Raw genomic sequence first — 13992 nt, 5'->3', positions numbered from 1 at the left:
CGCATGCTGTATCAAATCTTCTCGTTCCTGCTGGAAGTCGCCGCGGGCCTGCTGGGCAGCGCCTGCCTGCTGCGGCTGTACATGCAGCACCAGCGCATCCCGTTCGGCAATCCGATCGGCAACCTGGTGTTCGCGCTGTCGGACTGGCTGGTGCTGCCGCTGCGCCGGCTGGTGCCGCCGGCGGGGCGCTGGGATCTGGCCAGCCTGGCCGGCGCGGTGCTGCTCAAGCTGGCGCAGTACCTGCTGCTGTGGCTGATGACGGGCGGGGCGCTGGTGGTGGTGCCGATCATGGCCGTGTTCGGCGTGATCGGGCTGGTGGTCTACGGCCTCACCGGCCTGCTGATCGTCTACGCCGTGCTGTCCTGGGTGCAGGCGCATTCGCCGCTGCACGACGTGATTGCGCGCCTGGTGGAGCCGCCGCTGCGGCCGCTGCGGCGCATCGTGCCCATGGTCGGCGGCATGGACCTGACGCCGCTGATCCTGCTGGTGCTGCTGCAGGTGGCGTCGATCGTGCTGCAGCACGCGCTGCGCAGCGTGCTGAGCGGGCTGGTCCTGGGCTGATGACGGCTCAGCTGACCGCGTCGGCCGGCTGGCGCTGCAGCATGGCCAGCACGTTGGCGATGGTGCGGCGCAGGTCCTTGCGGTTGCAGATCAGGTCGACCGCGCCCTTTTGCTGCAGGAATTCCGCGCGCTGGAAGCCCGCGGGCAGCGTCACGCGCACGGTGGACTCGATCACGCGCGGGCCGGCGAAGCCGATCAGCGCCTTGGGCTCGGCGATGACCACGTCGCCCATGAAGGCGAAGCCGGCGCTGACGCCGCCCATGGTCGGGTCGGTCAGCACGCTGACGTAGGGCAGGCCCTTCTGGGCCAACCGCGTCAGCGCGGCGTTGGTCTTGGCCATCTGCATCAGGCTCATCAGGCCTTCCTGCATGCGTGCGCCGCCGGTGGCGGTGAAGCAGACGAAGGGCACCTTCTGGTCGATGGCCGCGTGCACGCCGCGGGCGAAGCGCTCGCCGACCACGCTGCCCATGCTGCCGCCCATGAAGTCGAACTCGAAGCAGGCCGCGACCACGTTCAGCCCGTGCAGCGCGCCGCCCATGACGACCAGCGCGTCGGTCTCGCCGGTCTCTTCCAGCGCTTCCTTCAGCCGCTCGGGGTACTTGCGGCTGTCCTTGAACTTCAGCGGGTCCATCGGCAGCACTTCCTGGCCGATCTCGTAGCGGCCCTCGGCATCGAGGAAGGCGTCGAGCCGCGCGCGCGCGCCGATGCGGTGGTGGTGGCCGCAGGTCGGGCAGACGCTCAGGTTCTTCTCGAGATCGGTCTTGTAGAGCACGCTCTCGCAGCTGGGGCACTTGATCCACAGGCCCTCGGGCACCTGGCGGCGCTCGGCGGGGTCGCTGGGCTGGATCTTGGCGGGGAGCAGTTTTTCGAGCCAGGACATGGGGTTGGACTCTTTCCTGTTGGCAGGGGGCGGGATTATGCGTCCAGCGCTTGGCGGATGCCGCGCAGGAACTCGGCCGCCGTGGCGGCCACGCGCTCGCGCGGCTGGCCGTCGAGCAGCTGGATGATCCGGCTGCCGATCACCACGGCGTCGGCCACGCGGCCGACGGCGCGGGCCGAGGCCGCGTCGCGGATGCCGAAGCCGACGCCGACCGGCAGCCGCACGTGGCGGCGGATGCGCGGCAGCATGGCTTCCACGGCCGCCGTGTCCAGCGTGCCGGCGCCGGTCACGCCCTTGAGCGAGACATAGTAGACGTAGCCGCTGGCGACCGCGCCGACCTGGCGCATGCGCTCCTCGGTCGAGGTGGGCGCGAGCAGGAAGATCAGGTCGATGCCCCTGGCGCGCAGCCTGGCGGCGAAGTCGGCGCATTCCTCGGGCGGGTAGTCGACGATCAGCACGCCGTCCACGCCGGCCGTGGCGGCGTCGCGCGCGAAGCTGTCGGCGCCGTGGCGCTGCTCGTAGCGCTCGACCGGGTTGGCGTAGCCCATCAGCACCACCGGCGTCTGCGTGTCCCGGGTGCGGAAGGCCTTGACCATGTCCAGCACCTGGGCCATGCCGATGCCCAGCGCCAGCGCCTTCTCGCCGGCGGCCTGGATCACCGGGCCGTCGGCCATCGGGTCGCTGAACGGCACGCCGAGCTCGATCACGTCGGCGCCGGCCTCGACCATGGCCTGCATCAGCTCGGGCGTGACGTCGGCGTACGGGAAGCCGGCCGTCACGTAGGGGATCAGCGCCTTGCGGCCCTGGGCCTGGAGCGCTTCGAACGTCTTCTGGATGCGGCTCACAGCTTGCCTCCCTTGACGGCGTGGCCGCGCATCGACGGCCGGTCGTAGTAGTCCTCGCCCGACAGGTCGGCCACGGTGCCGATGTCCTTGTCGCCGCGGCCCGACAGGTTGACCAGGATGCTCTGGTCCGGCCGCATCGCCGGCGCCAGCTTGCGCGCGTAGGCGAAGGCGTGGCTGGATTCCAGCGCCGGGATGATGCCCTCGGTGCGGCACAGGTAGTGGAAGGCGTCCAGCGCCTCGGCGTCGGTGATGCCGACGTATTCGGCGCGGCCGATCTCCTGCAGCCAGGCGTGCTCGGGGCCGACGCCGGGGTAGTCCAGGCCGGCGCTGATGCTGTGCGTCTCCGTCACCTGGCCGTTCTCGTCCTGCAGCAGGTAGGTGCGGTTGCCGTGCAGCACGCCGGCGCTGCCGCGCTGCAGCGAGGCGGCGTGCTTGCCGCTGTCCAGGCCTTCGCCGGCGGCTTCCACGCCGATCAGCCGCGTCCCTGCGTGCGGGATGTAGGGGTGGAAGATGCCCATCGCGTTGCTGCCGCCGCCCACGCAGGCGACCACGGCGTCGGGCTGTGCGCCGGCGCAGCCGGCCGCGGCCAGCATCTCGGGCATCTGCGTGAGGCATTCGTTGCCGATCACGCTCTGGAAGTCGCGCACCATCATCGGGTAGGGGTGCGGGCCGGCGACGGTGCCGATGATGTAGAAGGTGTCGTCCACGTTGGCGACCCAGTCGCGCATGGCCTCGTTCAGCGCGTCCTTCAGCGTGCGGCTGCCGCTTTCCACCGGCACCACGGTGGCGCCGAGCAGCTTCATGCGGAACACGTTGGGGCTCTGGCGCTTGACGTCCTCGCTGCCCATGTAGACCACGCATTCGAGGCCGTAGCGCGCGCAGATCGTGGCCGTGGCCACGCCATGCTGGCCGGCGCCGGTCTCGGCGATCACGCGCGGCTTGCCCATGCGGCGGGCCAGCAGCGCCTGGCCGATGACGTTGTTGATCTTGTGCGCGCCGGTGTGGTTGAGGTCCTCGCGCTTGAGGAAGATCTGCGCGCCGCCGTGCTCGCGGCTGCTGCGCGCGGCGTGGTAGACGGGCGAGGGCCGGCCGACGAAGTGCGCCAGCTCGTAGTGGAATTCGGCGAGGAAGGCCGGGTCGTGCTGGTAGCGCGCGTAGGCCTCGCGCAGTTCGGCGATGGCGTGGGTCAGCGTCTCGGAGACGAAGCTGCCGCCGTAGATGCCGAAATGGCCCGACGCGTCGGGCTGCTGGTAGGGAATTGGCATGTCAACAATCGGTTGCGTGGCGCGCCACCCATGGTCTGGCAGCCTGGGTCGCACGCAGAGGTTCGGAAGGCCGCGGAGCAGGCCATGCCAGCGGACGCCGCGGGACTGGCCTTGCCAGACCGCAGGCGTCGCCCCCTGGAGGGGGTTGGCGGAGCGCGCAGCGCGACGACTGGGGGTGCTTCATTGCAATGCGTCGGCGGCGCGCACGGCCGCGACGAAGCGGTGGATCTTGCCGGCGTCCTTGATGCCCTTGGCAGCCTCGACGCCGGAACTCACGTCAACGGCCAGCGACAGCGCGCGCGGCCGTACCTGCACGATGCCATCGGTCACGTTTGCAGGCGTGAGCCCACCACTTAAGACGAGGTGAGAGTTGACGCTTGGAGGCAGGAGTGACCAATCGAAGACCTTGCCGCCGCCGCCGTATCCCTCGACATGGGCGTCGAGCAGGATGGCCTGGGCCTGGGCGAAATCGGCCGCGAATCTTAGCAAGTCGAACGAAGCCCCGGGCGCCAGCGGGATGCGCGCCGCGCGGATGAACGGCCGCGCGGGCCGCGCCGTGGCGGCCAGGCACTGCGACGGCGTCTCGTCGCCATGGAACTGCACGACGGCGCCGGGCACCTGGTCGCAGGCCGCGGCGACCTCTGCGGCCGGCGCGTTGACGAACAGCAGCACCGGCGTGACGTAGGGCGGCAGCCGGCGCGCGAGCGCGGCCGCGCGGCGCGGCGCGACGTGGCGCGGGCTCTTGTCGTACAGCACGAAGCCGACCGCGTCGGCGCCGGCCGCGACGGCGGCCTCCAGGTCCTGCTCGCGGGTGATGCCGCAGATCTTGATGCGGGTGCGGGTGGCCGCCGGGGGTGTGGTCATGGCAGCCAATCATAGGCAGCCGTGCGGTCCGGCAGGCCCCAGTGCGGCGCGTAGACGGGGCCCAGGAAGTACAGGCCGTCGGGTGCGAAGGTCGGCGCGGCGGCGCGGCGGTCGCGTGCGGCCAGCACCTCGGCCATCCAGTCCACCGGCCGGTCGCCCTTGCCGATGACCAGCAGGCAGCCCATCAGGTTGCGGATCATGTGGTGCAGGAAGGCGTCGGCCTCGAACTCGAAGCGCCAGTAGGCGCCGCGGCGCGCGATCTCGATGCGGCGCATGGTCTTGACCGGCGTGCGGGCCTGGCACTCCGCCGCGCGGAACGAGCTGAAGTCGTGCTCGCCCAGGAGCTGCTGCGCGGCGGCCTGCATCGCCGCCGGGTCCAGCGGGCGGAACACCCAGCCGACGCGGCCGCGCTCCACGCTGGGGCGCACCGGCGACTCCAGCAGCACGTAGGCATAGCGCCGGCCGATGGCGCTGGCGCGGGCGTGGAAGTCGGCCGGCACGGGCCGCGCCCAGTGCACGGCGATGTCGCCGGGCAGGAAGCTGTTGGGGCCGCGCACCCAGGCGTGCTCCTTGCGGTCCAGGTCGGTGTCGAAATGCACCACCTGCATCAGGCCGTGCACGCCGGCATCGGTGCGGCCGGCGCAGACGGTGCCGATGCGCTGCTGCGTGAACTGGCGCAGCGCGGCTTCGAGCCGGTCCTGCACGGTGTTGCCCGAGGGCTGGCTCTGCCAGCCGTCGTAGGCTTGGCCCGCATAGCTGACGCCGAGTGCCAGGCGCACCGGTTCTCCCGTGGCGGATGCCGGGCTCAGCCCAGCGCGTCCCGCAAGCGCCGCGCCCGGGCCCGGAGCGGGCCGCTGGCCTCGGCCAGCACCTCCTCGCTCAGCGCGCGGGCGCCCTGGAGGTCGCCGATGGCCCGGAACTCCTCGGCCAGCGCCAGCTTGGTGGCCAGCGGGTCGCCGGCGCCCGGCGCCGCCCGGGGTGCCGGCGTCTCGTCCAGGTCCAGCGACAGCGCGCCTAGGTCGAACGGCATGGGCCCGGGTGCCGGAGGTGTCGCCGCCGGGGATCTCAGCAGCGGCTGGCCGGTGGGCCCGTCGAAGTCCAAGGCGTCGTCGGGCCGGAGCGGTCCGGCGGCGCCGGCCGGGGCGGGCGGCAGCGCCTCCAGATCGCCCAGGTCGAGCACGATGTCCGGCAGCACCGGGGCGTTCGTGGCGGCGGCGGCCTGGAAGGGCGTGGCGACGGCCTGGAAGGGCGTGGCGGCAGCCGCTGCCAGCTTGGCCGCGGCTCCGCCGGCCACGGCGGCAGCGGCTTCGCGCTGACGGGCATGGATCTGCGCGAGCTTGGCGCGGATGGCGGCGGCGCGTTCGGGCGCGGTGCGCAGTGCCTCCTTCAGGATTTCCTCGGCCTGCAGGTCGTGGCCGCGGGCGAGGCAGTCGTCGGCTTCGGCGACCGGGTCGGGCCTGCCGCCGCCGTCGGACGGGCCCAGTGCGCCGGCGGCCGTGTCCACGTGCTTGCCGCCGCTGCCGGTGAAGAGGCCGTCGGCCGTCGCCGGCGCCGCCGCGCTGGCTGCGGCAGCACGGCGGCGCCGGCGGTAGACGCCCAGCCCGGCCAGCAGCGCGAGCAGCGCCATGGCGGCGGCCGGCAGCAGCGGGTTGCGGTGCAGCAGGCCGGGTGCGCTGGCGTCGTCGGGTACGGCCGGCGGCGGTACCGCCACCGCGGGCGCGGTGGCGGCGCTGGCGGCCTCGGCCGCCGGGGCGGCGGCGGGCGGAGTCGACTCTTCCCCGGTCGCGGCGCCCGCGCCGAGCTGGTTCAGCTCCTGGATGTTGCGCGACAGCTCGGCCATGCGCTCGGCGGCTTCGCTGGCGGCCTTCTGCTGCGCGATCTGCTCCTCGCGCTGGCCCTGCACGCCGCCCTTGGAGAGCGTCAGCCGGTCCGTGGCGACGGCGGGGCGGTGTTCCTCCACCTCGGCCTGCACGCGGCCGCTGGCCGAGCGCTCGGCGTCGCTGCGGACCGTCGGCGCTTGCGCGGCCAGGCGGCCGCGGTAGGCGTTGAAGTCCCGCGCCTGCGCCGCGACGACGCGCGCCGCCTCGGGCTGCGGCACGCCGGAGGCCTGTTCGGCGCTGGGCAGCGTCAGCACGGCGCCGGCCTTCAGCCGGTTGACGTTGCCGTCGATGAACGCGTCGGGGTTGCTGCGCAGCATCGCGACCAGCATCTGGTCCAGCGAGACCTGCGGCGCCTTGTGGGCCGCCGCGAGGCGGCCGGCCGTGTCGCCGCGCCGCACCGTCACGGATGTGCTGCCGCCGGCGCCGCTCGCCACGGGCGCTGCCGGGCGGGGGGAAGGCGGCGCCGCGGGCGGTGGCGCGGCCGGCGCAAGGGTCTGGGCGGGGGCCGGCGCAGGGGTCGGTGCCGGTGTCTCCGGGGCCTGGGGCAGCAGCTGCGGCGCCGTCACGGCCGCCTCCGGCGCCTGCCGTTGCGGCGGCGGGTCGAGCAGCAGCGTGTAGTCGCGCGCCACGCGGCCCGCGGCCCAGTCGGCCTGCAGGATCAGGTCGACGAAGGGTTCGCTGACCGGCCGGTCGCCGCTCAGCAGCAGCACCATGCGGCCATCGGGCCGGCGCTGCGGCGTGATGCGCAGGCCCGCGAGCGCGGCGTTGTAGTCCAGGCCCGCGGCGCGGAAGGCTTCCGGTCCGGCGACTGAGGGGCGCAGCGTGCGTTCTTCGTCGACCGTGATGTCCGGCAGCTCGATCTCGGCCCGCAGCGGCTCGCCGAGCGCGGAGTGCACCTTCAGGCGGCCCAGCGTGAGCGCCTGCGCCGGCGACAGCGCGGCCCCCAGCGCACCCGCCACCGCGGCGGCGAGGATGCTGCGCTTCCAACCCTGCCGTCCCGGTTTCTTCGGTGGCGCGACCGACGCCGGATCAGCAGCAGGGGTTCGAATCATCATGCAGCAAATGGATGGGCATCCATGGGTTCAAAAAACAACGGTAGCAGCAATGCCTGGGGGTGACAAGCCGACGGCCGGCCGCAGGCCCGCGGCCTGCGGCGGCGGGCGATCAGGCCTGCAGCAGCACCCGCAGCGTGCGGCGCAGCGGCTCGGCCGCGCCCCACAGCAGCTGGTCGCCGATCGTGAAGGCGCCCACGTACTCCGGCCCCATGGCCAGCTTGCGGATGCGGCCGACCGGGATGTCCAGGGTGCCGGTCACGGCCACGGGCGTCAGGCTCTTGAGCGTGTCCTCGCGCGTGTTCGGCACCACGCGCACCCAGTCGTTGTCGGCGGCGATCATGGCCTCGATGTCGGCCAGCGGCACGTCCTTCCTGAGCTTGAAGGTCAGCGCCTGGCTGTGGCAGCGCATGGCGCCGACGCGCACGCAGAAGCCGTCCACCGGCGTGATGGCGGTGCCGAAGGACGGGCCCTGTCCCAGGATCTTGTTGGTCTCGGCGCCGCCCTTCCATTCCTCGCGGCTGACGCCCCAGTCGGCGTCGCCCTGCGACTTGCCCAGGCCCAGGTCCTTGTCGATCCAGGGGATCAGGCTGCCCCCCAGCGGCACGCCGAAGTTGGCGGTCTCGTCGGCGCTCAGGCTCTTCTGCCGGGCCAGCACCTTGCGGTCGATCTCCAGGATCGCGGACTTGGGGTCCTGCAGCAGCTCGCGCACCTCGGCGTGCAGGGTGCCGAACTGCGTCAGCAGCTCGCGCATGTGCTGGGCGCCGCCGCCGGAGGCGGCCTGGTAGGTCATGGTCGTCATCCACTCGACCAGGCCGGCCTTGTACAGCGCGCCCACGCCCATCAGCATGCAGCTGACCGTGCAGTTGCCGCCGATCCAGTTGCGGCCGCCCTTGGCCAGCGCGCGCTGCATGACGGGCAGGTTGACCGGGTCGAGCACGATGACGGCGTCGTCCTTCATGCGCAGCGTGGAGGCGGCGTCGATCCAGTGGCCGTTCCAGCCGGCCGCGCGCAGCTTGCCGAAGACCTCGGTGGTGTAGTCGCCGCCCTGGGCCGTGACGATGATGTCGCAGCGCTTGAGCGCGTCGATGTCGTAGGCGTCCTGGAGCGTGGTCTCGTTCTTGGCCTGCGCCGGGGCCTTGCCGCCGGCGTTGGAGGTCGAGAAGAACACTGGCTCGATCAGCTCGAAATCGCCCTCGGCCTGCATGCGGTCGATCAGCACGGAGCCGACCATGCCGCGCCAGCCGACGAGGCCGACCAGATTACCTACCTTCATCACATTGCCCTTTCAAGTAAAAACAAACAGCGCCGTACGGACTGATCGCCTGGCTCGTTCGAGGCCAGGAAGGGCGCACGACGAACCAGGCTGGATCAGCCCCGAATGGTGGTCGTGGTTTTGGTGGAGATGCCGGCTGCCGCAGCCACGCCGCAGGGCGTGGGGTATGCGAGAAGGAGGGCGGCGGCGGACATAAGGCGCAATTGTAGCCATATGGCGTCAGCCGCCGGCTTCGGCCCACTCGAACTCCGGCAGCACCACTTCCCACGCCGGCACGCGGGCCGTCTCCTGCGGGCGGGCACGCCGCGCGAGGAGGGCGGCGACGCGAACCTGCACGAGCCGGCCCGGCGGCGGCGCGAAGCGCCTGGCCATGCGGCCCACCGTGCGGCCGGCGGCGTCGGCGAGCTCCCAGCCTTCCTGCCCGTCGCCACGCCGCCGCAGCGCGAGCGGCGCGCCGACGTCGAGCGCGGCGATGGCCGCGTGCACGGCGGGGGCGGCGCGGGCCGGCCAGGACAGCACCACGTCGGCCGGGCCGGCACCGGCCACGCGCGTCCAGCCTGCCGGCAGCGTTGGCGCCGGCATGGGGCGCGCGCGCAGGGCCAGGCCGTCGGTGGCGCGCACGAAGGGATGGCGGCTTCCCGCGCGTTCGCACAGTGTCAGCGTCAGGCGGGCGCGCGTCATCGCGACGTAGTACAGCCGGCGTTCGTCGTCGCTGCCGTCGAGCCAGCCGCCGGCGTCGAGGATCAGCACGTGGTCGAACTCCATGCCCTTGGCGCGGTGCGCGGTCATCAGCGTCATCGGGGCGTTGGCCGGGGCGTCGCCCTGCACGGCGCCGGCGTGCTCGTGCAGCGCCTCGACCACGTCGCCCGCGAGCAGGGGGTAGCCGCCCGCCGCGCCTTCGGCGTCGCGAATGAAGCGGGCCAGCGCTGCGCGCCAGGGGTGGGCGATCCAGCCGTCCACCGGCTGGCCGTGGCGGCGCCGGAACCAGCGGCTCAGGGCGCCCGGACGCACCTGCATCCGCCTGCGCGGGGTGCGGCGCGCCGCGCCTTGCAGCAGGGCGCGCAGGGCCGCGCCTTCGCGGGTCTGGTGCAGGCGGACGGATCGGCTGTCGTGCAGCAGCTGCACCGGCATGCCGCGCGCGCGGCAAAGCGCGGCCAGGGCATCGAGATCGGCTTTGCGGCGCGCGATGGCGGCAAAGCGTCCCCAGCAGCCGGCGCTGCCGGCATCGGCCGCCAGCGCATGCAGCCGCTGCAGTTCGTCCAGTGCCAGGGCGGCTTCCTGCAGCGGCTGCGGCGGCACTTCGAGCACCTGGACCCGGCCGCCGGCCAGCGGGTCGCGCGCGGCCCAGGCACCGCCGTCCGGCTCCGCGCGGCGGGCGTGGTCGACGCGCAGCGGCTGGCCGTCCTTCATGCGGCCGCGCGCCGGCGCGATCACGCGGTTGGCGCACTGCACGATGTGGGCGGTGGAGCGGTAGTTCTCCAGCAGGCTGTGGCGCCGGGCCTGGTAGTCCGCCTCGAACTGCCGGATGTAGGCCGCGCTGGCACCGCCGAAGGCGTAGATGTTCTGGTCGTCGTCGCCGACGGCCATCAGCGACAGGCGGTCTTCCTCGCCGTGCAGCGTGCGGCCGGCGATGGCGCTGATCAGCGCGTAGTGCTCGCCGTTGATGTCCTGGTATTCGTCGACCAGCAGGAAGCGCAGGCCGCTCAGCAGCCGGTCGCGCGCGGCGGACGCACCGGCGCCTTCGCCCGCGTCGGCCTGCTGCAGGCTGGCCGTGGCCTGGCGGATCACGGCGGAGAAGTCCACTTCCTCGCCGTGCTCGCTGGCCACCGCGTAGCTGGTGCCGGTCAGCCGCATCGCGAAGCCGTGCAGGGTCTGTACGGTCACGCCGCCGGCGTCGGCGCCGGCCAGCGCCCACAGCCGGCGCCGGATCTCCGAGGCGGCCGAGCGGTTGTAGGCCAGCACCATGATTTCCTCGGGCCGCACCATGCATTCGCGCAGCAGCCAGGCGACCCGGTGCACGATCACCCGCGTCTTGCCCGAGCCGGGCCCGGCCAGCACCAGCTGGCTGCCCTCCAGCGGGGCGGCGACGATGGCCTGCTGCGCGGGATTGGCCAGGTCGGTCAGCACGCGGCGGTGCGTGGCCTCGGTGGCGGCGATGTCCAGCACCTCCTTGCGGCCGGCGAAGTAGCGCTGCACGAACTCGGCGCGGCCCAGCGCGAAGTAGTGGACGATGAAGTCCATCGCCGCTTGCAGCTTGCGCAGCGCCAGCCGGGCGTACTCGGCCATCACGTGCACCTGCACGACCTTGTCCTTGTAGTGCAGCGCCAGTTCGGCGTGGTCGGCCTTGCTGAACTGGCGCCGCCGCGCCTCGGGGTTCAGCGCGATGCGCATGGCCGAACGGAACACGGCCTTGCCGCGCGCCAGGTGCAGCACTTCGTTGGCGTGCAGGTACAGCAGCGCCGCGGCGAGGGCGCTGTCCCAGTCCCGGATGTCGAGGCCGGCGAGCGTGGCGTCGGCCCGCAGCTGCGCTTCCAGCGTGCCCTGCGGGCAGGTCACCAGCAGCTGGTTGCCCTGGCGCAGGCGCAGGAACTGCTGCACCAGGGCCCGGGCCAGCTGCAGGCGGCGGGCGCGGATGCGGTCGATGTCGCGCCAGTCGCGCTGCAGCCGCAGCTGGCGGTGGTCGGCGCCGGCCGGCCGCAGGGCGAAAAAGCCGCGCTGGCCCGTGCCCTGGCCGAAGGGCTCGGCGAACGACTTCAGCAGGCGCGTGAGCCGCTCCGGTGCGAGGTCGAGCTGCGTGCGCCGCCGCAGCAGGTCGCACAGCCGGCGCACGTCCAGCAGCTGCCAGTCGTCCGGGCCGGCATCGGGCGCCGCCTCGCGCAGCGCGGCGACGAGCGCGTCTTCCAGCCGCTCGAGCTCGGCCAGGCGCTGGCCGGTGTCGGGTGCGCGCTGCAGCGTCACGCCGATCTCGGTGTCGTTGGACAGCAGCCGCCACCGGTCCAGCTCGCGCAGCATGGCCTGCACGGCGCGGGCGTCGCGGCCGGTGGCCAGCACCAGCGCGTCGGTGGACAGGCCTTCGTCGGCATCGGCCTGCAGCAGCGGCGCCAGCAGGTCCAGGTAGGGCTGCAGGTCGGCCTGCGGCCCGAGCTGGCGCGCCAGCCGCTCGCGGGCTTCGTCCAGGCTCGCGACCCGCAGGCTGTCGGGGAACACCCGGGTGTGGTTCTCGTGGCGCTCCAGCAGGCGCGCCTCCTCCAGCCAGGCGACGGCGATGCGGACCTTGGTGTCGGCGTCGCGTGCGTCGGGGTCGATGCGCTGCTGGTCCGGCAGCTCCATCAGCAGCTCGCCGCTGGTGACGATGACCTCGCCCTGCGCGCGGTCCTTGCGCTCGATGGCGCGCAGCGCCTTCAGGATGGTCTGGATCTCGTGCTGGCTCAGCCGGGCGTTCTTGAGCAGGCGGAACTGCACGTCCAGGTCGGCGTCGTCGTACAGCAGCACGCAGCGTGCCGGCGCCTGGTCGCGCCCGGCGCGGCCGGCTTCCTGCAGGTAGTTCTCCAGCGAGCCGGGCGTGTCCAGGTGGACGACCAGCCGCACGTCGGGCTTGTCCACGCCCATGCCGAAGGCGTTGGTGGCGGCGATCACGCGCAGGCGGCCGGCGATGAAGTCCTCCTGCACCGCGCGCTTGTCGGCCGCCTGCATGCCGCCGTGGAAGTGGCCGCAGGCCAGCCCGGCCTGGTTCAGGAAGGCGGCCACCTCCTCCACGGTCTTCTGGCGCGCGCAGAACACGATGGCGCCGCCGTCTTCGCGCTGCGCCTGCTGCAGCAGGCGCAGCGTCTCGCCGAACTTGGCGGCGGTCGGCACGGGCAGCACCTCGTAGGCGAGGTTGATGCGCTCCACACCGCCTTCCAGCGGCACCAGCGCGAGGCCGAGCTGCCGGTCGAAATGGCGCAGGATGTCCTGCACCACGTCGGGCTTGGCCGTCGCCGTGAAGCAGAACACCGGCGACGGTGCCGGCTGGAACTGCCGGATGAAGCGCGAGACGTACAGGTAGTCCGGCCGGAAGTCATGGCCCCACTTGGACAGGCAGTGCGCCTCGTCGAACACCCAGGCGCGCACCTCGCGCTGCGCCAGCGCCTGCACGAACGCGGGGCTGCGGAACTGCTCCGGCGCGACGAAGACCAGCCCCAGGTCGCCCAGGCGCAGCCGGTCGAGCATGGCGCGGCGCTCGATCGGGCCGAGCAGGCCGTTGAGGTAGCCGGCGCAGGTGATGCCGCGGGCGACCAGGTTGTCCACCTGGTCCTTCATCAGCGACTGCAGCGGCGACACCACCACGGTCAGCGCGGCCGTGCGGTAGTAGTGGGCCAGCGCCGGCAGTTGGTAGCACAGCGACTTGCCGCCGCCGGTCGGCAGGATGGCCAGCGCGGAGCGGCCGGCCATGCCGTGCTCGACGATGCTGCGCTGCAGGCTGCGGCCGTCGGGCGTGGCGGGCAGTGGGCGGAATGCGGTGAACGGGGCGAAGAAGCGCGGCAGCAGCCGTTCGAGCTGGTGCTGTTCCCGGCACCAGGTGCAGGCCGGGTCGTCGCAGGGCGTGTCGCGCAGCGCGGCGATGGCCTCGCGCGTGCGCGGGATGTTGTGCCGAACCCACGGCGGCAGCACCGAGTTGCCGCCCGCCACGCGCAGCCAGGCCAGCACGTAGGCCAGCGGCTGGTGCCAGGCCGGGTCGGGCAGCCAGTGCGCCAGCAGCTGCGCCTGCGCGCGCCGGCAGACCTTGCCGTCGGTGCACCGGCGCCAGGCCGATGCCGCCTGCGCCAGCGCAGGCCGTGGCTGCCCGCGCCAGGCGGCCAGCAATGCGGGCAGGCCCGGGCCGTCGGCCGGCGTGAGCAGAAAGTGCAGGCACAGCGCCTCGTCCGGGTGGTCGCGGATGCGCTGCACCAGGGCCTGCTTCTGCTCGCCGAACAGCGCGTGGGCCAGCTCGGCGTCGCGCACCGGGTCGTTGCGCGCGAGCGTGCAGAGCTTGTAGTCCTTGACCAGCCGGTGGTAGGGGTTCTGCGGGAACGCGATGGGCGACAGTTCCAGCGTGTCGACCAGCGGCAGCCGGTGCAGCGCCAGCGCCGGATGCAGCACCCGCAGGACGGGCTGGTCGAACACCGCGATGTTGTGGCCCAGCAGGTAGGCGGCGCCGGCGGTGAGGGCGTCCAGCCGGGCCGCGAGATCCGGCGCCTGGCCGGACAGGTGCAGCCGGCGCCCCTGGTCGGGGCGGTAGGCGCCGATCTCCTGCAGCGCGGTCCTGTCGTCGCGCCGGGTTTCGATGTCCAGGCACAGGCAGCGGGATTCCAGGCCGCCCCCGGCATCGCCATCGGCCATGGGGCGGCTGG

Annotated in this window: 9 protein-coding genes; 1 reads left to right on the top strand and 8 read right to left on the bottom strand. The window is 73.0% G+C overall.

The window, feature by feature from the left end; genetic code table 11:
• Positions 1-3: 3 nt before the first annotated feature.
• The gene (locus tag QM782_RS04565; RefSeq protein WP_415201740.1) at positions 4-561 is read left to right on the top strand and encodes a YggT family protein; all 558 of its coding nucleotides are present in this window, start codon (positions 4-6) and stop codon (positions 559-561) included.
• Positions 562-568: 7 nt separating this feature from the next.
• Here QM782_RS04565 and accD read toward each other — a convergent pair whose 3' ends face one another.
• The 8 genes from accD to QM782_RS04525 form a co-directional block, all read right to left on the bottom strand.
• Entirely contained in the window at positions 569-1441 is an 873-nt protein-coding gene (gene accD, locus QM782_RS04560; RefSeq protein ID WP_415201739.1) for an acetyl-CoA carboxylase, carboxyltransferase subunit beta, read from the bottom strand.
• A 35-nt stretch (positions 1442-1476) separates the two neighbouring features.
• On the bottom strand, positions 1477-2286 hold the full coding sequence (gene trpA / locus QM782_RS04555) for a tryptophan synthase subunit alpha (protein ID WP_415201738.1): 810 nt from the start codon (positions 2284-2286) through the stop codon (positions 1477-1479).
• Positions 2283-3551 carry a tryptophan synthase subunit beta gene (trpB, locus tag QM782_RS04550; RefSeq protein WP_415201737.1) on the bottom strand — a complete coding sequence of 423 codons (1269 nt, stop codon included), beginning with the start codon at positions 3549-3551 and terminating at the stop codon, positions 2283-2285. The genes trpA and trpB overlap by 4 nt, the downstream gene beginning before the upstream one ends.
• Before the next feature lie 180 nt (positions 3552-3731).
• Positions 3732-4415 (bottom strand): phosphoribosylanthranilate isomerase, encoded by a 684-nt coding sequence (locus QM782_RS04545; RefSeq protein ID WP_415201736.1) that lies wholly within the window; start codon positions 4413-4415, stop codon positions 3732-3734.
• On the bottom strand, positions 4412-5194 hold the full coding sequence (gene truA, locus QM782_RS04540; RefSeq protein WP_415201735.1) for a tRNA pseudouridine(38-40) synthase TruA: 783 nt from the start codon (positions 5192-5194) through the stop codon (positions 4412-4414). The genes QM782_RS04545 and truA overlap by 4 nt, the downstream gene beginning before the upstream one ends.
• 26 nt (positions 5195-5220) lie before the next feature.
• Entirely contained in the window at positions 5221-7350 is a 2130-nt protein-coding gene (locus tag QM782_RS04535; RefSeq protein ID WP_415201734.1) for a FimV/HubP family polar landmark protein, read from the bottom strand.
• Positions 7351-7459: 109 nt separating this feature from the next.
• Positions 7460-8623, bottom strand: a complete 1164-nt coding sequence (asd, locus tag QM782_RS04530) for an aspartate-semialdehyde dehydrogenase (RefSeq protein ID WP_415201733.1) — start codon at positions 8621-8623, stop codon at positions 7460-7462.
• Between the two features lie 219 nt (positions 8624-8842).
• Positions 8843-13981: a RecQ family ATP-dependent DNA helicase gene (locus tag QM782_RS04525; protein ID WP_415201732.1), complete on the bottom strand. Its 5139-nt coding sequence runs from the start codon at positions 13979-13981 to the stop codon at positions 8843-8845.
• Positions 13982-13992: the final 11 nt, after the last annotated feature.

Origin of the sequence: Pseudorhodoferax sp., assembly GCF_047601025.1 — a bacterium.
Lineage (GTDB): Bacteria > Pseudomonadota > Gammaproteobacteria > Burkholderiales > Burkholderiaceae_C > Pseudorhodoferax.
Note: the sequence above shows the minus strand (reverse complement) of the source record. Positions and strands in the feature narration are given on the sequence as shown.

What these genes read in the sequence shown, in the direction of transcription:
- QM782_RS04565 (WP_415201740.1), top strand. Translation starts at nt 4, where the DNA reads ATGCTGTATCAAATCTTCTCGTTCCTGCTGGAAGTCGCCGCGGGCCTG.
- accD (WP_415201739.1), bottom strand. Translation starts at nt 1,441, where the DNA reads ATGTCCTGGCTCGAAAAACTGCTCCCCGCCAAGATCCAGCCCAGCGAC.
- trpB (WP_415201737.1), bottom strand. Translation starts at nt 3,551, where the DNA reads ATGCCAATTCCCTACCAGCAGCCCGACGCGTCGGGCCATTTCGGCATC.
- QM782_RS04545 (WP_415201736.1), bottom strand. Translation starts at nt 4,415, where the DNA reads ATGACCACACCCCCGGCGGCCACCCGCACCCGCATCAAGATCTGCGGC.
- QM782_RS04535 (WP_415201734.1), bottom strand. Translation starts at nt 7,350, where the DNA reads ATGATGATTCGAACCCCTGCTGCTGATCCGGCGTCGGTCGCGCCACCG.
- asd (WP_415201733.1), bottom strand. Translation starts at nt 8,623, where the DNA reads ATGAAGGTAGGTAATCTGGTCGGCCTCGTCGGCTGGCGCGGCATGGTC.
- QM782_RS04525 (WP_415201732.1), bottom strand. Translation starts at nt 13,981, where the DNA reads ATGGCCGATGGCGATGCCGGGGGCGGCCTGGAATCCCGCTGCCTGTGC.